The 17,872-nt window shown below is 67.6% G+C and carries 19 protein-coding genes and 1 other annotated feature; of the genes, 9 read left to right on the top strand and 10 right to left on the bottom strand.

Features of this window, described 5'->3' with window-relative positions:
• Positions 1-63: 63 nt before the first annotated feature.
• Positions 64-4,182, bottom strand: a complete 4,119-nt coding sequence (locus tag ACE37B_RS14180; RefSeq protein ID WP_409923971.1) for a putative inorganic carbon transporter subunit DabA — start codon at positions 4,180-4,182, stop codon at positions 64-66.
• Positions 4,183-4,273: 91 nt separating this feature from the next.
• On the opposite strand from ACE37B_RS14180, the gene ACE37B_RS14175 reads away from it, so the two are divergent.
• A complete protein-coding gene (locus ACE37B_RS14175) occupies positions 4,274-4,588 on the top strand; it encodes a helix-turn-helix transcriptional regulator (RefSeq protein WP_409923970.1) in 315 nt (104 codons plus the stop codon).
• 32 nt (positions 4,589-4,620) lie between these two features.
• Here the strand turns inward: ACE37B_RS14175 and ACE37B_RS14170 are convergent, their stop codons facing one another.
• Genes ACE37B_RS14170 through ACE37B_RS14160 form a run of 3 tightly spaced genes read right to left on the bottom strand, consistent with a single transcriptional unit; the run spans position 4,621 to position 6,778 of the window.
• The gene (locus tag ACE37B_RS14170) at positions 4,621-5,484 is read right to left on the bottom strand and encodes an ATP-binding cassette domain-containing protein (RefSeq protein WP_409923969.1); all 864 of its coding nucleotides are present in this window, start codon (positions 5,482-5,484) and stop codon (positions 4,621-4,623) included.
• Positions 5,481-6,236 (bottom strand): zf-HC2 domain-containing protein, encoded by a 756-nt coding sequence (locus ACE37B_RS14165; RefSeq protein ID WP_409923968.1) that lies wholly within the window; start codon positions 6,234-6,236, stop codon positions 5,481-5,483. The genes ACE37B_RS14170 and ACE37B_RS14165 overlap by 4 nt, the downstream gene beginning before the upstream one ends.
• Positions 6,233-6,778 (bottom strand): RNA polymerase sigma factor, encoded by a 546-nt coding sequence (locus tag ACE37B_RS14160; protein ID WP_409923967.1) that lies wholly within the window; start codon positions 6,776-6,778, stop codon positions 6,233-6,235. Before ACE37B_RS14160 ends, ACE37B_RS14165 begins: the two co-directional genes overlap by 4 nt.
• 107 nt (positions 6,779-6,885) lie before the next feature.
• Here ACE37B_RS14160 and ACE37B_RS14155 point away from each other — a divergent pair, with 107 nt between their 5' ends.
• The gene (locus ACE37B_RS14155) at positions 6,886-7,950 is read left to right on the top strand and encodes a sterol desaturase family protein (RefSeq protein WP_409923966.1); all 1,065 of its coding nucleotides are present in this window, start codon (positions 6,886-6,888) and stop codon (positions 7,948-7,950) included.
• A 99-nt stretch (positions 7,951-8,049) separates the two neighbouring features.
• Here ACE37B_RS14155 and ACE37B_RS14150 read toward each other — a convergent pair whose 3' ends face one another.
• Both ACE37B_RS14150 and ACE37B_RS14145 read right to left on the bottom strand, forming a co-directional pair.
• A complete protein-coding gene (locus ACE37B_RS14150) occupies positions 8,050-8,730 on the bottom strand; it encodes a TetR/AcrR family transcriptional regulator (RefSeq protein ID WP_409923965.1) in 681 nt (226 codons plus the stop codon).
• On the bottom strand, positions 8,727-9,251 hold the full coding sequence (locus tag ACE37B_RS14145) for a VOC family protein (RefSeq protein ID WP_409923964.1): 525 nt from the start codon (positions 9,249-9,251) through the stop codon (positions 8,727-8,729). Before ACE37B_RS14145 ends, ACE37B_RS14150 begins: the two co-directional genes overlap by 4 nt.
• Positions 9,252-9,357: 106 nt before the next feature.
• Between ACE37B_RS14145 and ACE37B_RS14140 the strand changes: the two genes are divergently transcribed.
• Complete coding sequence (locus ACE37B_RS14140) at positions 9,358-10,821, top strand: NADP-dependent isocitrate dehydrogenase (protein WP_409923963.1); 1,464 nt, start codon at positions 9,358-9,360, stop codon at positions 10,819-10,821.
• Positions 10,822-10,873: 52 nt separating this feature from the next.
• Positions 10,874-11,677, top strand: coding sequence for an enoyl-ACP reductase FabI (fabI, locus tag ACE37B_RS14135; RefSeq protein WP_409923962.1), 804 nt, complete (start codon positions 10,874-10,876; stop codon positions 11,675-11,677).
• A 64-nt stretch (positions 11,678-11,741) separates the two neighbouring features.
• Here fabI and ACE37B_RS14130 read toward each other — a convergent pair whose 3' ends face one another.
• On the bottom strand, positions 11,742-12,260 hold the full coding sequence (locus ACE37B_RS14130) for an SRPBCC family protein (protein WP_409923961.1): 519 nt from the start codon (positions 12,258-12,260) through the stop codon (positions 11,742-11,744).
• Between the two features lie 135 nt (positions 12,261-12,395).
• Between ACE37B_RS14130 and ACE37B_RS14125 the strand changes: the two genes are divergently transcribed.
• From ACE37B_RS14125 to ACE37B_RS14115, 3 genes are all read left to right on the top strand, one after another.
• Positions 12,396-13,460 (top strand): LLM class flavin-dependent oxidoreductase, encoded by a 1,065-nt coding sequence (locus tag ACE37B_RS14125; RefSeq protein ID WP_409923960.1) that lies wholly within the window; start codon positions 12,396-12,398, stop codon positions 13,458-13,460.
• Between the two features lie 198 nt (positions 13,461-13,658).
• Positions 13,659-14,081, top strand: coding sequence for a GNAT family acetyltransferase (locus ACE37B_RS14120; RefSeq protein ID WP_409923959.1), 423 nt, complete (start codon positions 13,659-13,661; stop codon positions 14,079-14,081).
• A gap of 88 nt (positions 14,082-14,169) precedes the next feature.
• A protein-coding gene (locus ACE37B_RS14115; RefSeq protein WP_409923958.1) for an IS3 family transposase occupies positions 14,170-15,437 on the top strand; the annotation gives its coding sequence in 2 pieces (ribosomal slippage) (positions 14,170-14,482 and positions 14,482-15,437; 1,269 coding nt in all).
• Positions 14,481-14,594 (top strand) — a sequence feature (AL1L pseudoknot). Its footprint overlaps the gene before it by 114 nt.
• A gap of 94 nt (positions 15,438-15,531) precedes the next feature.
• Here ACE37B_RS14115 and ACE37B_RS14110 read toward each other — a convergent pair.
• Entirely contained in the window at positions 15,532-15,888 is a 357-nt protein-coding gene (locus ACE37B_RS14110; RefSeq protein ID WP_409923957.1) for a helix-turn-helix domain-containing protein, read from the bottom strand.
• A 181-nt stretch (positions 15,889-16,069) separates the two neighbouring features.
• Here ACE37B_RS14110 and ACE37B_RS14105 point away from each other — a divergent pair, with 181 nt between their 5' ends.
• The gene (locus ACE37B_RS14105) at positions 16,070-16,246 is read left to right on the top strand and encodes a hypothetical protein (protein WP_409923956.1); all 177 of its coding nucleotides are present in this window, start codon (positions 16,070-16,072) and stop codon (positions 16,244-16,246) included.
• Positions 16,243-16,644 carry a PIN domain-containing protein gene (locus tag ACE37B_RS14100; RefSeq protein ID WP_409923955.1) on the top strand — a complete coding sequence of 134 codons (402 nt, stop codon included), beginning with the start codon at positions 16,243-16,245 and terminating at the stop codon, positions 16,642-16,644. Before ACE37B_RS14105 ends, ACE37B_RS14100 begins: the two co-directional genes overlap by 4 nt.
• Positions 16,645-16,650: 6 nt before the next feature.
• Here the strand turns inward: ACE37B_RS14100 and ACE37B_RS14095 are convergent, their stop codons facing one another.
• Together ACE37B_RS14095 and ACE37B_RS14090 are read right to left on the bottom strand one after the other, a co-directional pair.
• Positions 16,651-17,028, bottom strand: a complete 378-nt coding sequence (locus tag ACE37B_RS14095; protein WP_409923954.1) for a tyrosine-type recombinase/integrase — start codon at positions 17,026-17,028, stop codon at positions 16,651-16,653.
• 45 nt (positions 17,029-17,073) lie between these two features.
• Complete coding sequence (locus ACE37B_RS14090; protein ID WP_409923953.1) at positions 17,074-17,826, bottom strand: transposase; 753 nt, start codon at positions 17,824-17,826, stop codon at positions 17,074-17,076.
• Between the last annotated feature and the right edge of the window lie 46 nt (positions 17,827-17,872).

Raw genomic sequence — 17,872 nt, 5'->3', positions numbered from 1 at the left:
TCTCCGTCATGTTGTGTCTTGTGTCGAGTGTCTTGTGTCGAGGTTGTTGTACTGGCGATGTCGTCAGGTCGTCTCGAACGCCTGCGACGGGTCGAAGGCGCGCTCGAGGTCGGCGCCGGGCGATCGAGGCGCCGTCAGCCACGTGCCCTCCGACGTTCGAGTCGACCACGGCTCACCGGCCTGCGACCGGGCGGCGATGCGCAGCCACGATCCGCGCGTCAGCGTCTGCAGGATGGGGTTGGCCTGAATGATCCGCTCGATCCGGGCGATGTCGGCTTCGATGACGGCGAGCAGTCGCACGGCCTGATGATGGCGCGCGCCGTCGACGTGCGTCGACTGCAACGGCAGCCCGACCCGAAGATCGCCGCCTTCACCGCTGAACACGCCGGCCGAGCCGATCGGGTTGTGCAGCAGTTTGTCACCAGCCCCAAAGACCTCCGGGTCGACGGTCGAGAAGTAGTACTGCGACGAGATCCAGTGTCCGACGACGAGCGGCGCCGTCATGATCGTCTCGAGCACCTTGCCGGTCGGATCCGCGTGCTGGTCGTAGCTGTGCAAGAAAGCTCGGCCACCGAGGTCGAGACCCGAGGTGAGCGAACGAGGCCCGATCACGAAGGCCGCGTTGCGAGCCAGCCCCCATTCGGGGCGCACCTGCGCCCAGTCGATACCCCGGTCGCGCACGGTCGCAGCGGGACCGGGAAGGTGCCCAGCTCGATCGGCGGCCTGCAGCGCTCCGGCCTGATCGAGTCGGCGTTGGAGTTCGTCGATCTTCGCCAGGTGCTCGCCCGACGCTGCGACCGTGTCGACGATCTGCAGACGATCGGACACGGTCTCGTGGAGGCCGGCGACGAACCACGTGTCGTCCGGGATCTCGATGCCGCGCTCGATCAGACCGTGGCGGACGTCGGGCGAGTTGAGCAACGAGGCCACCGCTCGGGCGTTGCCGTCGCCGGCGGCACCGGCGCAGGCGCCGCATTCCAGCGCGGTCGCGTGAGCGTTGTTGGCCGTGCGGCTCGTGTGCCCGCACAGCGCGACGATCGGCGCGAACCCGTCGACCAACCCCATGGTGTTCAACACCGACTCGGCGAAGAACACTCGCTGTTCGACCAGTGCTTCGACCTCGTCGATCGCAACCGTGGTCGGCGGCGGCGTCGACGGCTTCGCCGAGCCGGGAAGGAAGGTGCGCGCGGCCGCGAGCGGCCCGAGTAGCCAGCCGACCGTCTCGGCCATCACGAACGGAGCACCGACGGCGTACTTCGACTGCGAGTGGGCGGCGTGCACGCCGGCGACGGCTCGGTCCTTGGCCAAGCGCCGAGCCGCTTCGGCGACGCCGTCGACCTCGGCGCGTTCGACGGCCTCGACCGCAGGCGCGACCAGCACCGGACACCGCGCCTCGGCATGTTCCCATCCGAGTTGGCGGACTTTCATCGGGATCCCGAAGAAGCCGGCGAAGCCGATCGTCTGGTCGCGACCGAACGACTCGAGATGGCGGCGGAACCCTTCCGACCGCACGTCGATGCAGAGCACGATCTGAGCGTCGGGTCGGTCGACGACCGGACCAGGCTCCGGACGATCGAGCAAGGAGAGCATCTCGTCGTCGACATGAACCTCCTGGGCGGCGAGCCACACCGCCCGCCGTTCGTCGTCGGGCAGTTCGGTGAGCAGTTCACGCAGCCGGGCGCGTTCCGACGACGTCGAGGGGCCGACACCCAGGTGGGCCAGGACGGCGTCGACGCGAGCATGCACCACCGCATCCGCCCGCTCGGTGGCTGCGTCGGCGCCATTCGACGTGTCTGCGACCGTCGCGACGGTCGCGACCATGGCCGCTTCCAGCATCGCCCTGACCGCCACGATGTCGACCATCGACAGACGCTGCCGCGGGTCGTCGGGCTGCGCCCATTCCGTGCGCCACTTGGCGTAGCCAGCCCATCCCTGGACTGCAGCGAGATGACCCGACATCTCGCTGACTCGATCGTCGTCGGAGATCCGGAGCGAGGCGAAGGCCGAGTCGATCACATGCGCCGGCTCACTGTCGAGCGAACCGATCCACACGACGGCGTCGTTGGAGAGATGAGGACGCAGCCGCGCATCACCGGCGAGGCGCTGTGCCATTGCAACCAGCGTCTCGTTGGGCTGCGCCAGCGGCCAGTGGGCGGGTTCGACGAACCCGGCGATCCAGGTGCCGAGGACGTCGTCGAGTGCGCTGACAGCGGTGGAGTCGATGCCCGCGCGGCGCTCCAGTTCGGTGCGCGGCACCGCGGCTGGTTCCCCTTCCGGGCCGTGCAGGAGGTCGGCGATGACGACCTCGGCGATGTCGAACAGTCGGCCGTCGAGGTCGATCGGCGTGCGCGCACAGAGTTCCATGAAGCGGTACTCGACCGCTCGACGAAGGTCGCCAGGGGTGGTGAGCCCACACTCGTGATCGGCCCGATACTCGGCGAGTGACAGATGCGTCCGACCGCGCAGCGTCTGGCGAGCACGAGCGGTAGCAGCATCGAACCCGAGACCCTCGAGCCCATTGAGCGGGTTGACGGCGACGAACGACGACAGGGGCCATTGCGGAGCGATCACCGAGCCGGCTCGCGAGACGTCAGCGCGGATCTCGGCCCGCCGCACCGGCTCGTCGGTGGCCGTGACGAGGCCGCCTTCGCCTCCAGCCGGACGACCTGCGACCAAGGTGCTCACCGGAACTCGGGTGGTGGCGAGCACGGCCTGGCGGACGCTCAGAGCCAGCATCGACCCGCCGCGCTCGGCAGACCAGAGCCAGGCGCCGGCGGCCGCCAGCACGGCAGCGACGACCGCCACGGCGATCGGCCCGATGATCGTGTCGGACGGCGTGAACGAGAACGAAGGAGCGACGTGCCGTTCGACGAGGCGGAGTCCGGCGAAGTACGCGAGCGTCGCGAGAGCAGAGACCGCCGTGCCGCTCGCGACGGCGGCGGCCGGCAGCAGCGGCCCACGAGCGAGCCATCCCCACAGCGCGGAGGCGACGCTCGCCCAGGCAAACGCGTAGATCAACACCTGTCCGCTGTCGCCGACCTCGGGCGTGACGAACCACCCGACCAGGGCGACCGACGCGGTCGCCACCACGGCGCTCACGGCACCGCGCGCGGGCACGGACAGCGCCCTCGCCGCAACGGGGCGACGCGTCGAACGCACCGACGCCGAGACGGTGTCGCCCGACCCGAGGAAGAGCGCCGCTTTGTACATGCCGTGTCCGATGATGTGGAACACCGCACTACTGAACGCTCCGACGGCGCACTGCACCACCATGAACGACATCTGGGCGACGGTCGACCAAGCGAGGCCGCCCTTCACGTCGGGGCGTGAAGCGCTCGCGACCGTGGCGACGACCACGGTGACGAGACCGAGCACGAACGCGAGCACGACCGCCACGTCGGAGGCGACGAACACACCCGAGAACCGGATGAGGAGGAGGCCGGCGCCGCTGACGAAGCCAGCGTGCACGAGTGCGCTCACCGGCGTCGGCGCTGCCAGCGTGGCGATCAGCCACCGATGGAAGGGGAACAGCGCCGAACGCGACGCTCCGGCCACGACGAGCAGGATGGCGACGAGATCGAGTGCGCTCACACCGACGATCGACGTGTCGGCCAGTTCGGCGGCGGCGATCGGCGACCCGAGCGCGAGTTCCGCGCTCGACGCGGCGACGCCGATCACGACAGCGGCGACGAGTGCCACGTCGCCGATCACCAGCGTGCGAGCGATGCGCCGCCCCGAACGCCCGGTGATGGCGGCGAGCGCCCATCCAGAGATCAGCCAGCCGACGACGAGGGCGACCGGGCCACCCGGAACGACCACCAGCGCGGAACCGGCGACGACCACCCCGATGAGCGCGAAGTAGCGGGTGGAGTACGGCACGTCGTCGAGGTTGCGCCGCGAGAACGCGGCGATGACCGCCCCCGTCGCAGCCACGAGCAGCAGGAGCAACGAACTCGCACGATCGATCCGCAGGTCGACGCCATCGAGTCCGGGCAGTTCTCCGGCCACCCCGGCCTCGTCACGGGCGCTGGCAACCGCCAGCCACAGCGCCGCCACGAACGCAGCTCCGCAGCCGATGGTGGCCACTCGGCCGGCCAGGTGCCCGGTGGCCGAGGTTGCGAGGACGACTGCGGAGGCGACGAGCGGAGCGAGGACGCCGAGAAGAATCATCAGGGAATGCACGACCCGCAATCTACGCATTCCATTTCCGGTATTGCAAATCTTTCTTTCTATTTCATGAGACAAGACGCAGGTGTTGCGCTACGATCGAGTCATGGCAGCCGAGTCGGAGCGCCGGTCGTGGACCTTTCTCACGAATCACTCGCACGTCTTGCTCGCGATCGCTCGAGCGCCAGACCTGCGGCTACGAGAGATCGCCGATCTGGTCAACATCACCGAACGCACGGCCATGCAGATCGTGGTCGACCTCGAAACCGACGGCTACATCGAGCGCGAGCGGCGCGGTCGGCGCAATCACTACCTGATCAACCGACACCATCCGTTGCGCCACCCGCTCGAAGACCACCACGAGATCGCAGCGTTGCTCACCGCGCTCGAACACCGCTCGCCGACTGCCGACACCGGTTGACGGCCGGCCAGCTCACCGTCACCAGCTCACCGTCACCGGCTCGACGTGACCGGCGATGCGCCGGTGAGCAGCAGGTAGCCGTCTTCGACGGTGGCGTCGACGAGTTCGACACCCGGAGGTGGCGTGCCCAGGCAGCGGTGACGCCCATCGGCTTGACGCCACGAAGCGCGCACGCCGGGCGGCGGCAATCCAGCGGCGATCCATGCTCGCCCAGCCGCCTGCGCCGCGAGTAACTGGGGCGACCCGCTGAAGACGACTCGCCCGTCGTGGAGGACGATGACGGCGTCGCCGAGGGCGGCCTCGTCGGTCAAGTGCGTCGAGACGACGATCGTCGCGGTCGACCGCCGATCCGCGACGAGCGAGCGGAGACGTTGCCGCTCGTCGGGGTCGAGCCCTGCCGACGGTTCGTCGAGGACGATCAGGCTCGGTGTCGCGAGCAACGCGTGCGCGAGCCCGAAGCGTCGTTGCATTCCACCCGACAGCGAACCGATGTCGTCGCGGAGACGATCACGCAAGCCGACGCCGTCCAGAGCATCGACGACCAGGTGGCGACGACGGCGTTCGTCACGCAACCCTTTCAGCACCCCGAAGTAGTCGAGCGCGTCGAACACGGTTGCAGATCGACTGAACCCGATCTGTTGCGGCAGATAGCCGAGCCGGCGACGAACCTCGATTCGCTCGGCTTCCGACGACGGGTCGAGGCCGTCGATGCCGATCGATCCTCCCGACGGCTGGATCGCCGTCGCCAGGCAGCGCAACAGGGTGCTCTTGCCAGCGCCGTTCGCGCCGAGCAACGTCGTGATGCCGCCGCACAGCGAGAGATCGACGTCGCCGAGGACCGACCGTGACCCGAAGCGATGATGCAGCGAGCTGACGACGACGTTCGACGGGTTCACGTCGCCTCCATCAACCGATCGAACGCGTCGCGGCGACGGATCGTCACCGCGATCGCGCCCGCTGCGACCGCGACAGCGACGACTTGGCCGGCGCTCGTGAACACCACCAACGGGTCGCTCCCGACTTGACTCGCGAGCACGATCGAGCACCACCCGACGGCTGCGACCGTCGCTGCGCGGCGCGGTGACATCGTCGACATCAGCGCGAGCGCGCAGGCGGCCACCGCGATCGAGGGCAGCAGCCAGAGGAGCGCGAACGGACGAGTCACCGGACTCAACGCTGCGCCGCCGACGATCGCGACCGACGCGATCACCATCACGACCAGCGTCCGGATCGCGACGATCCGCAGACCCGGCATCGGGGCGACCAGTTGGAGTTCGTGGGCAGGATCGGCGTTCGGCCCATAGGCCATCGCGACACCGGCGACCCCGACGAGCGGCGCGAGCGTGAGGAACAGCGCCACGCTCTGGCGAGGCGTCTCGGAATCGGCGACGGTGAGCGCGATCACGACCGCAGCGGCGACGGCGAGATACCACGAGCGGCGCAACGCCGGGGTCGCGACGATCAGCCGAGTGACGTCTGCGGGAACACCGACCGAGCGGAGCAGCCGCTCGGGCAGCGACTGCCTCGGCGCGTCGAGTTCGATCTGGATGGCGCGCCAGTTGGCCTCGAGCCGATGCTGGTCGATCCGGTGCGGGTCGATCGGCGCGCCGGCGGCGTTCGAGTCGGGCGGCGGCGTGAAGCCGGTCATGTCAATGCCTCCTGCATGTGTTGCCGCGCGCGCATCAGTCGCGTCTTCACCGTTCCCTGCGGCACGCCGAGGAGACGTGCAGCTTCTCTGGTCGACAGGCCGTCGACGGCGGTGGCGACCAGCACGGCGCGCAGATCGCCCGGCAGCGCTCGAAGCGCTGCCTCGAGTTCGCCGTGGGCACCGCCGAGCGCAAGCTCCTCGAGCGACGACGGATCCACATCGCCCAGACCGAGCGCGACCAGCCGAGCGGGATCGACCGGCGTTGCGCGCCGCTTGCGCAGCACGTCGATCAGCCGGCGGATCCCGATCCCCCACAGCCAGGCGCCGACGTCGCCCTCACCACGGAACTTCTTCGCCGACTTCCAGGCCGCGAGAAACGTGTCTTGCACGGCGATGTCGGTGAGGTCCGGGTCACCGCATCGACGTTGCAGGCGCGCCGTGAGCCACCCTGCATGGCGTCGATACAGCTCTTCGAGCGAATCACGATCACCATCGGCCATGCGGGCGAGCAGCGCCCGGTCGTCGGCGATCGTGGCCATCATCACCATCCTGTCGTTTCCGGATGACCAAACGGTTCATGGTCGGTCGAACTACCGGTCGTCGACCATCACCGCGAACCGGCGGCGCCGTTCGAGACGACAGCAGTTGCATGAACGTCGACGTCGACCAACGACCACTGTTGCTCCTCCCCGCTCCGACGCCTGGCGAGACGCCGGAGCGATCCCTTCCCGATCCTCGCACCGCTCGCTCACGGCGCGCTCGACGGCTGATGCAGTTCGGCGCCGCCGCGCTCATCGCAGCGTCGTTCGCGCTCGACCGTTCGGTCTGGCTCGCGCTCGCATTCCTCTTCGTCATCGTCGTACCGTTCGAGAAGCTGTTCCCTCGACACCGCGGCCAGCGGATCCGCCGGCCCGGCGTCGGCACCGACGTGGCCCACGGACTCGCCGCACCCGTGCTCGCCACCGCAAGCCTCGCCGTCGCGGTCGTGGTCGGAGTCGCGAGCCTGGCGTGGCTGCCGGGACTGCTCCTGCGCCCAGTGGTCGAGATGCTGCCCGCCGCTCTGTTGCCGTTCGTCGGCATCATGTTGTTCGACCTCGCGACCTACTGGGTGCACCGCTGGTCACACGAGGTGCCGTTGCTCTGGAGATTCCACGCGGTGCATCACTCGACCGAACACCTCGACTGGGTGAGCGGCTTTCGCAACCATCCCTTCGACGGCGCGATCCTCGCTCCACCGTTCGTGCTGTTGATGGCGGCCGGATTCGACGCGCAGTTCACCGGCATCCTCGCCGTGATCCAGATCGCGTCCGGGTTGTTCCTCCACGCCAACGTGCGGTGGCGCCTGCGTCCGCTCCATCGCATCGTGATCACCCCGGAGTTCCACCACTGGCACCACACCAACGAGCGAGCGGCGCACCACTCGAACTATTCGGTGTTCCTCCCGCTGTGGGACACGCTCTTCGGGACCTACTTCATGCCGAGCGACCGCCGCCCGCAGGTCTACGGCATCGACGAACCGATGCCGCTCACGCTGGTGGGGCAGCTTCGTCAGCCCTTCGTCGGTACCGGGCCGATCCGTTCGCTGGCGTGGCGGGCGCTGCGCCATCCCGTCACGACGACCCGCGAGTTGGCGCGCCACGTCCGCGCCGTGCTCGGCGACATCTGGCGCTCCACGACTCGCCCGACACGTCGCACCGAACTCTTCGGCGAGTGACACGATGCTCGACCGGACCGAAGACGCGCCGATCGGCGGCCACGTGCAGTGCTCGCGTCGGCGATCGATCCCGACCGTGCCGCAGGAGCAAGGTCGTGATCAAGGCGTCGTGGCGGTCTCGTCGGCGGGATCAGCGCTCGGCGGGTCGAGGTCGCCGGTCAGCACCAGCGACAGGTAGTGCCGGAGGTGTTCGATCGCGTCGTGGACCAGCTTCGGATCGTCGGCGGCCTTGCTGAGCACGAACGCCCCCTGCAGCACGACCTGCGTGTGCCGAGCGAGCCCGGCTGCTGCGTCGGCGATCTCGCTGGCGGCTCGCCCGCCGTCGCGGATGGTGAGCGCAGCGGCGAGGTCGGCTTCGAGGGTCGCGACGTGCCCGAAGATGCTGGTGGCACACGCCGCTCGAACCTCCGGGCTCGTGTCGAACGCTTCTTGCACCATCGTGCCGGCCAAGCAGGAGTATGACGCGGGCGGGCCCGAGATCAGCGCCGCTCGAAGGTCGAGGTAGCCGAAGACGCGGTCGATCGGGTCGTCGAGGTCGTGAAATGACGCCGACGCGAACATCGCGCTCGTGGTCTGCGTCCAGTGGTCGGCAGCCGCGACCGCCAGCGCCTCCTTGGACGGGAAGTGATGGAAGAACGCTCCCTTGGTGACGCCGGCCGCAGCACACAGATCATCGACGCTCGTCGCGTGGAGGCCCTGGGCTCGGATGACGTCGATCGCGGCGTCGAGCAGCACCGTCTTCGCCGTGCCGTACCCGGGCCGCCGCCGGGCGTCGTTCATGCCGATGCCCCGTCGGCGGCGGCTCGCATCACCGTCAGGTCGATCTTGCGCATCTGCAGCATCGCTGCGACGGCGCGGCCCGCGCGTTCTGGGTCGGGATCGCCCAGCAGCTCACCGAGTTGGCTCGGGACGACCTGCCATGAGACCCCGAAGCGATCCTTGAGCCAACCGCACTGGCCCTCTTCCCCGCCGTCGACGAGCGCGGACCAGTAGCGATCGACGTCGTCTTGGCCGTCGCACGGGACGACCAGCGACACCGCCTCGTTGAACCGGAACTGCGGCCCGCCGTTCAGCGCCTGGAACGGACGGCCCATCAGCGTGAAGACGATCATCATCGGTGTGCCGTCGGGTCCCGGCGTGACCGCGTCGATGCTCGACTCGGGGAACAGCGACACGTAGAACTCGGCCGCGTCCAATCCCGCGCCGTCGAACCACAAGCACGGCGTGATGGTGGGTCGATCGGCGGCGTCGAGGTGTGCCGAGCCGGTGATTCCGGCGGTGCTGTTGGCGTCGGTCGTCATCTCGTCAACATACCAACTGGTCGGTATGTCGATCCAGCCCCACGTTCCCCGCAGTCATTTCACCACTTCCTTGGAATAGCTATTTTCTAAAGGGTACGTTGTGGAAATGTCGACGACGATGGAGGCCGTGTCCGTGACGCTCGCCCGGGGTGACGGCATCGGGCCCGAGATCACCGAAGCGGTGCTGCGCGTGCTCGACGCGGCCGACGCCCCGGTGCGATTCGAGCCGATCGAGATCGGCGAGGCGATGTACCGAGCCGGACACACGTCGGGGATTCCGCCGGAGGCGTGGGAGACGATCCGGCGCAACCCGGTGTTTCTCAAGGCGCCGATCACGACACCGCTCGGCGGCGGCTACAAGAGCCTCAACGTCACGATCCGCAAGACGCTCAACCTCTACGCCAATGTGCGCCCGACGAAGTCGTACGCACCGTTCGTCGCGTCCGCGCATCCGGGGATGGATCTCGTGATCGTCCGGGAGAACGAAGAGGATCTCTACGCCGGCATCGAGCATCAGCAGACGGCCGAGGTCACCCAGGTCCTGAAACTCATCACCCGGCCGGGCTCGGAACGCATCGTGCGCTACGCGTTCGAGTACGCGAGGGCGTACGGACGCCGCACGGTGACGTGCATGACCAAGAACAACATCATGAAGTTGACCGACGGGTTGTTCCATCGGGTGTTCACCGAGATCGCCGAGGAGTATCCCGACATCGAGTCGAACCATCAGATCATCGACATCGGCGCGGCGCGGCTCGCCGCGCAGCCGGAGATCTTCGACGTGATCGTCACCCCGAACCTCTACGGCGACATCTTGTCCGACATCGCGTCGCAGATCGCCGGGTCGGTCGGCATCGCCGGTTCGGCGAACGTCGGACCCGGGGTGGCCATGTTCGAGGCCGTGCACGGGTCGGCTCCCGACATCGCCGGCAAGGACATCGCCAACCCCTCCGGCATGCTCGTGGCCGCGACGCAACTGCTCGTCCACGTCGGTGCTGCCGACGTCGCCAACCGGATCAAGAACGCCTGGCTGACGACCCTCGAAGACGGGATCCACACGCCCGACATCCACCGAGAGGGACTCAGCGCGAAGCGAGTCGGTTGTCAGGAATTCGCCGACGCCGTGGTCGAACGACTCGGCCGAGCGCCCCGACAGCTGCGTCCGGTGTCGTACCAGACCACCGGCATCTCGGTCGACGTGGCACCGTCGCCTACGTCGACCAAGGAACTCGTCGGCGTCGACGTGTTCCTCGACTGGAGCGACGCCGACCGGAATCCCGAGTCGCTCGGTGAGGGTCTCGAGCAGGCGTGCCCGGCGCCGTGGAAGCTCAAGATGGTGACGAACCGCGGCGTGAAGGTCTATCCCGACGGCGCGCCCGAGACGTTCTGCACCGACCACTGGCGATGCCGCTTCCTGCCCGCCGACGGGTCCGTCGAAGCGTCGGTGTCAGGGGGCGACATCGTCGACCTGCTGCGGGCATTGCTCGACGCCGGCTTCGACACGATCAAGACCGAGAACCTGTACCGCATCGACGGTCAGGCCGCGTACTCGCTCGGCCAGGGCGAGTGAGACCGCAACACCAGCCGTCACCATGAACGAAGGAACCGTGAACGAAGGAACCATGTCGTCAACACCGCAACTCCTCGCCGACAAGCACCTGCTGATCACCGGCGTCGTCAACACCGAGTCGATCGCGTATGCGACCGCCGCAGCCGCCGTCCGGGCGGGCGCCGACATCGTCCTGTCGGGCTTGGAGCGAGACATCGAACTCACCCGCGGGGCCGCCGCCGCGCTCGAGGCCGACGTGGGGACCTCTGTCGACGTCCTCGTCGTCGACCTGACGGTGCCCGAACAACTCGACGCGCTGGGTCATGACCTGCGCGAGCGTTGGGGTCGCCTCGACGGTGCGCTGCACGCGGTGGCGTTCGCGCCGCGCGAAGCGCTGGCCGGCGACTTCCTCGAGGCCGGGATCGACTCGGTGGCTCGGGCGTTCCACGCCAGCGTGTACACCTACTCGGCGCTCGCACGGTTGCTGGGTGACCTCGCTCCGGCCACCGGGGCTGCACTCGTCGGGCTGGACTTCGACGCGTCGCGGGCCTGGCCGAACTACAACTGGATGGGCGTGTGCAAGTCGGCACTCGAGTCGACCAACCGCTACGTCGCACGCGATCTCGGGCCTCAGGCCATCCGGTCGAACCTCATCGCCGCCGGGCCGCTCCGCACTCGTGCCGCTGGCGCGATCAAGGGGTTCGACCTGCTCACGTCGGCGTGGGAGCACCAGTCACCGATGGCGTGGGACGCCGAAGACGCGCGTCCCGTCGCCGATGCTGCGATCTTCTTGCTCTCCGACCTGTCGCGGATGGTGACCGGCGAGATCCTCCACGTCGACGGCGGCTTCCACGCCATGGCCGCTCACCTGTCCTGATCAGCGCGTCGCCGACGGCGAGCCCGAGGTCAGGTCGCAGTAGCCCGGCGTGGAGAGCCGGGCGTCAGCGCGCTTCGACGAGACCGGCGAGTCCGTCGAGGTTGCGCTCCATGTTGGCTGCGTGCTCGCCGAGCCGACGTTCGATGATGTCGTGTTCGCGTTCGGGGAGTCGCTTGATCGCCGGAGTGAGTCCGCTGCGGCCGGGACCGAGTTGGCACCACTGGGTGACGCGGGTCCCCCCGTCGACCGCCTCGAGCGTGAACCTCCAGCGCGCCGCCGGGTCGTCGGGATCTTGCACGGCCCAGCCCACCGCCCGCTCTGGCTCGTACTCGACGATGGTGCACTCGACCTGCCAACTGCCGACGGCGGGATGCTCGTTCGACCCGCGGAAGCGTGCACCGAGCGCCGGCTCCGTTGCTCCGTCGAGCCACTCGGCACCCTGGAACTCCGTCGAGAACTTCGCCGAGAGATTGATGTCGGTCACGTGCTCCCACAGATCGGCTGGCGACGCCGCGATCACCCGTGACACCTCGGTCGTGGGACCCTCGGCATAGCGCAGTCGCCGCATCGGTGCCTCGGTCATCGGTGTCTCGTCATCGGTGTCTCGTCATCGGTGTCTCGGTCATCGGTGTCTCGTCATCGCGTCTCGTCATCTCTGGGTCGTCTTCCCGGTCGTTCGCTCCCGCCGCGGTCGAAGCCACCGCCTACTGTCGATCGTATGCAGGTCGGGGTCAGCGCGGTCGTGTCGTCGGCAGACGACGTCGAGTTCGTCCGTGACTGCGAGCGGCTCGGCGCGACCTCGGTCTGGGTGCCGGAAGCGTGGGGATACGACGCTCTGACCCCGCTCGCCCATCTCGCCGCAGCCACGTCCACGATCCGGCTGGCCACCGGCATCGTCCAGGTCGGTGCCCGTTCGCCGGCGATGCTCGCGATGCAGGCGATGTCGGTGCAGCAACTGTCGGGCGGTCGGCTCGTGCTCGGGTTGGGGTCGAGCGGACCGCGCATCATGGAGGCATGGCACGGGGTGCCGTTCCGCAAGCCGGTCGCGACGATGCGCGAGACGATCGAGATCGTGCGCCGGATCGCTCGCGGTGACCGCCTCGAGCATCACGGCGAGGTCTACGACCTCCCACCCGAGGGTTCGGGTCGCGGGATCCGTTCGCTGGTGCCACCGGTCGACGAGATCCCGATGGTGATCGCCGCGCTCGGCCCGCGCAACCTCGAACTCACCGGCGAGATCGCCGACGGCTGGCTCGGCAACGCGTTCCTCCCCGAACACGCCGAGGTGTTCCTCGACCCGATCCGCGCGGGCTGCGAGCGAGCCGGTCGCACGATCGACGAACTCGACCTGGTCATGCCGGTCGCCGTCGAGTTCACCGACGACGCCGAGGAGGCGGGTCGCCGCCACGCCGACGGGTACGCGTTCACCATCGGAGCGATGGGGGCACCCGGGAAGAACTTCTACAACCGGGCGTTCTCGGCGCAAGGGTTCGGTGACGACGTCGCTGCGGTGTACGAGCTCTGGCAGGCCGGCAAGCGCGACGAGGCTGCTGCCCGGGTGCCGTTCGACATCGGGTTCAAGACGAACCTGCTCGGCCCGCCGGAGGTGATCCGTGAGCGTCTCCGTCGGTACCGCGACGCCGGCATCACGACCCTGCAGGCGAAGGTGTCGGGTCCCGATCGCCTCGACACCGTCGCCCACCTCGTCGACCTCGTCCGCGAGGCCGACAGCGAGGTCGCCAGCGAGGTCGACAGCGATGCACCCCGAGCCCCCGCCACCTGACCGACCGCCCCACGTCTTCAACACCTGGGGTCAGACCCCACGTGTTCAACACCTGGGGTCAGACCCCACGTGTTCAACACCTGGGGTCAGACCCCACGTGTTGAACGCCTGGCGTCGGACACAGGCTGGTCCCCGACCGGCCGCTTCGGCCGAGGCCGTGGCCCGCGCTGTCGGCACACTGGTGTGATGGAGCCGGTGGTGATTCGAACCTTCGAGGAGCGAGACCGGGCGTCGGTGATCGATCTCTGGCGCCGCGCCGACCTGCTTCGGCCATGGAACGACCCCGACGCCGATATCGACCGCAAGCTGGCGACGAGCGACGACCTGTTGTTCGTCGCGACGATCGACGACGAGCTCGTCGGCACGGTGATGGTGGGATACGACGGACACCGCGGCTGGATCAACTACCTCGCCGTCGACGCGAACGTTCGGCGGGCTGGTGTCGGACGCCTCCTCATGACCCACGCGGAACGGGTGCTCGCCGATCTCGGCTGCGCGAAGGTCAACCTCCAGGTCCGAACCTCCAACGTCGCGGCTGCCGACTTCTACGAACGGCTCGGCTACGAGCACGACGACGTCGTCAGCATGGGCAAGCGCCTCATCGACGACGAGCAGTCGTAGACGCCACCCGCGTAACGCCCGGGGTCAGGCACCAGGTGTCGCCCTGGGTTCGTTGGCGGCTCCTGAGCTTGGAAACAAGGATGGGGTCATGCCGAAAGAGAAGTCACCGGGGAAGGCGACGACGCGCCGCTACACCGATGCTGAGAAGGAGCGGGCGGTCAGGCTGTGCCGACAGCTCGCCGACGAGCTGGGAACAACTCACGGGGTCGTGTCGCGTATCGCGAAGCAGCTCGACTACGGATCGGAATCGATCCGGAAATGGTGGGCCGATGCTGATGTCGATGACGGCCTCGCTGGGCCGGATGCGCAACGGGTCCGCGATCTCGAAGCAGAGAACAAAGAACTCGGCCAGGAGCTGCGCGAGTTGCGCCGGGCGAACGACATCTTGAAGAAGGCGTCGGCTTTCTTCGCGGCGGAGCTCGACCGCCCACAGAAGTGATCGTCGAGTTCATCGACGCTCATCGTGACGAGTTCGGAGTCGAGCCGATCTGCACCGTGTTGCAGTTCGCTCCGTCCGCGTATCGCGCAGCCAAGCACCGTCAGGTCGCACCGTCGGAGCGTGCGGTGAAAGACGCGGCGATGATGCAGGTGTTGATGGTGTTGTGGATCGCGGACCGCAAGGTCTACGGCGCGCACAAACTCTGGAAAGCCGCCCGACGTGCCGGCCACGACATCGGCCGCGATCAGGTCGCCCGGTTGATGCGTGAGTTGGACTTTCGCGGTGTCAGCCGGCGTCGCAAGAAGGTGTTCACCACCGTTGCCGACCCTGACGCGACGCGAGCACCGGATCTGGTCGACAGGAACTTCACCGCGGATCGACCGGACGCGTTGTGGGTCACCGACCTGACCTACGTCCCGACCAGATCGGGGATGGCCTACGTGTGTTTCATCGTCGACGCGTTCTCCCGACGCATCGTCGGGTGGACCGCCGCGTCGCACATGAAGACTGAGATGGTCCTCGACGCGCTCGAGATGGCTCGCCGATCGCGAGGGTCGAAACGCCTCGTCGGGCTCGTGGCTCACAGCGATGCCGGCAGTCAATTTACGTCGGTGCGGTTCACCGAACGTCTCGACGAGATCGGCGCCCGACCGAGCATTGGAACTGTCGCAGACAGTTACGACAATGCCCTCGCTGAAAGCGTGAACGGCCTCTACAAGGCTGAATGCGTCTACGGTCCCGACGCCCCGGGAGCATGGGACGGCGTCGACCAACTCGAGCTGGAAACGCTGAGCTGGGTCCACTGGTTCAACGAGAACCGGCTCCACTCGCACTGCGGCGACGTGCCACCAGCAGAATTCGAATCAGCGTTCTACGCTGACCAACAGACCGCCCCGACCGGGGTTGGAATCAAATAGAACGAGCCGCCAACGAACCCAGGGCGATTCACGGGCGCGGGCAATGGTCTCCTTGGTGATTTGGTTGTGATGGTTCGGTTGGTGTTCATGGGGGTCAGGTGGTGAACAGTTGTGGGGTGCTGTTCGTGGGGTTTGGTGGGTGAGTCGTCTTGGTGGTGGTGGACTCGGTGGGAGGTGTGTCAGTGGCGGTCAGGGAGTGTTCGTCGTGGTCGGGTGCGTCGGGATGAACGAGGGGCCACGGGATTGGTCCACCGATCAGCGCCTCGAGCGCGTGGCGCGGGAAGCGGAGCTGCCGACCGACGCGGACGCACGGGATGCCGTCCTCGCCGCCGGTGGCGAGGAACCGGTTCGCCGACTCGTAGACGTTCGAGCGCCCGATGCGGAGCACGAGCATCGCCTCCTCCGCGGTCAAGAGCGGCGGGGTCTGGATGTAGCCGTCGGCAGCGGTCATGGCATGCACCTCCACCTCCCGACACACCGACGGGTGGCCCCGCCGTCACGTCGATCAAGGCCTGGGCGCCGTCGTCCGAAGTACCCGCAGCCCCAGACGACTGACCGACAACTCGCCGCGGCGGCGGGCGATCGTTACCGACCCAGTTCGGGGTGAGCACGCATGCAGTAGCGTGGAATTCATGAGCGATCTCGCCCACAGCGATGACGATGCCCCTCGTGGATTGAGCACGCTGCCTCCGGGGCTCACCGAGCAGCAACTGCGTGACGCCCCGGTGCTGGCGTCGGCGGATCAGCTCATCATCGAAGACCTCACCGAGGAAGAGTCCGAGGCCTTCGACCGAGCACTCAACTCGTGAGACTGGTCGTCGACACCGGCGTCTTCAGCGCGTCGCTCGACCCGAGACGTGCGATCCAGCTCGCATTGCACGTCAAGCACCTCAGCGGCAATCAGCTCTTCCTGGCGGCTACGAGCGTCGCCGAGTTGCGGTTCGGGGTTCTGCTCGCCGAGTGGGGTGACCGTCGTCGTACCGAACTCGAAGATCGCATCTCGACGACGGTGATCCCCGTCGACGATTCGCTCCTCACGACCGTCGCCGAGCTTCGACACGCCTGTCGAACGGCGGGCCATCCACTCGCCGACGGAATCCATGCGAACGACCTGTGGATCGCCGCCAGTGCGATTCGCATCGATGCGCCTGTCGTGAGTGCCGACAAGGTGTTCCGGGACGTCCCCGGCCTCAGCCTCCTCGACTAGCGACGGTCACTCGCAGAAAAATCCTGCGATCTTGTCGGCGCTGTCGCGTCGCACGGCTTGAGGTACGTGGCTGTGGTTGTCCAGGGTGACGACGATCGCCGAGTGGCCGAGCTGTTCTTGCACGACCTTCGGGTGCACACCTGCTTCGATCGCAAGTGACGCCATCGTGTGGCGGAGGTCGTGGAGCCGGATCTTCGACGCACCCGTTCGCTTCAGTACCTCGTCGAACAACTTGGTGACGCGTTGCGGATGGATCTCGACGCCGGCGAAGACGGCGGCGTGGACGTAGAACACCCGCAGCTGCTGGACGTATCGTCGGGCGGCTTCCGCGTGCTCGTTCGCCGCTTGACCGATTCGGCTTTGGTCTTCGGTTGACGTGGTCATTGTTTGCTGCCTTTCGTTGGCGTTCGTATCGAAGTAGGTGGGTGCTCAGTCCCCTTGGCGACAAGTCTTTGGGTCGAATCGGTCTTGAGCGCGGTGAGCGGGCCGACGGTCGCCGCGATTCACAGCGCCAACGGCCACGCCAGTTGGTCGGTGGTGACGATGACGGCGGCCCAGACGGCGGACACGCCAAGCCACAACCAAGGAAGGGCGTTGGGAAGGTGATGAACCGCCCTGGCTTCGTTGGAGGCTCACGATGTCGTCGTCGCTGCGGCGCGGTTTCAACGCTGCGCACGTGCGGGCGAGCTTGATCGGCGACAGGTCGAGGAAACGGGCGCGGATCTCGTCGGGTGCGCAGAACACGAGGTGGCGCATCTGGTTGATGATCGAGATCCACTCATCGCCGGCCGAACGACGCGCGACGGTCAGCACACGGATCGCTTCGATTTTGCCGGTCCGCGATTTGGGCACGCCGGTTGCTGTGCCCGACAACGCAGCGCGTGCTGCTGCGACCGCGTCGACGGAGTCGGACTTGCCGCCACGATGACGGGCCTGGCGGTTCGGTCGGTCGACCTCGACGACTGCGATGCCCTTGCACACAAGATGACGAGAGAGACCGGCGCCATAACTGCCGGTCCCTTCGACGCCAACCAAACTGATGGTGCCGAACCCGGCGAGCCACGCGACGAGTTCGCGGTAGCCGTGGGTGGTGGTATCGAACGTTTCGACACCCAGCACACCCCCGTTCGAATCGACCGCAGCTGCGACATGGAACTCGGAGTGGGTGTCGTTCCCGAACACGGCCGACCGGTCATTCAAAAGACAGCCAGAAGCGTCAGCCGGTTCT

Origin of the sequence: Ilumatobacter sp. (assembly GCF_046290335.1) — a bacterium.
GTDB lineage: Bacteria > Actinomycetota > Acidimicrobiia > Acidimicrobiales > Ilumatobacteraceae > Ilumatobacter_A.
This window is presented reverse-complemented; position numbering and strand designations above follow the sequence as displayed.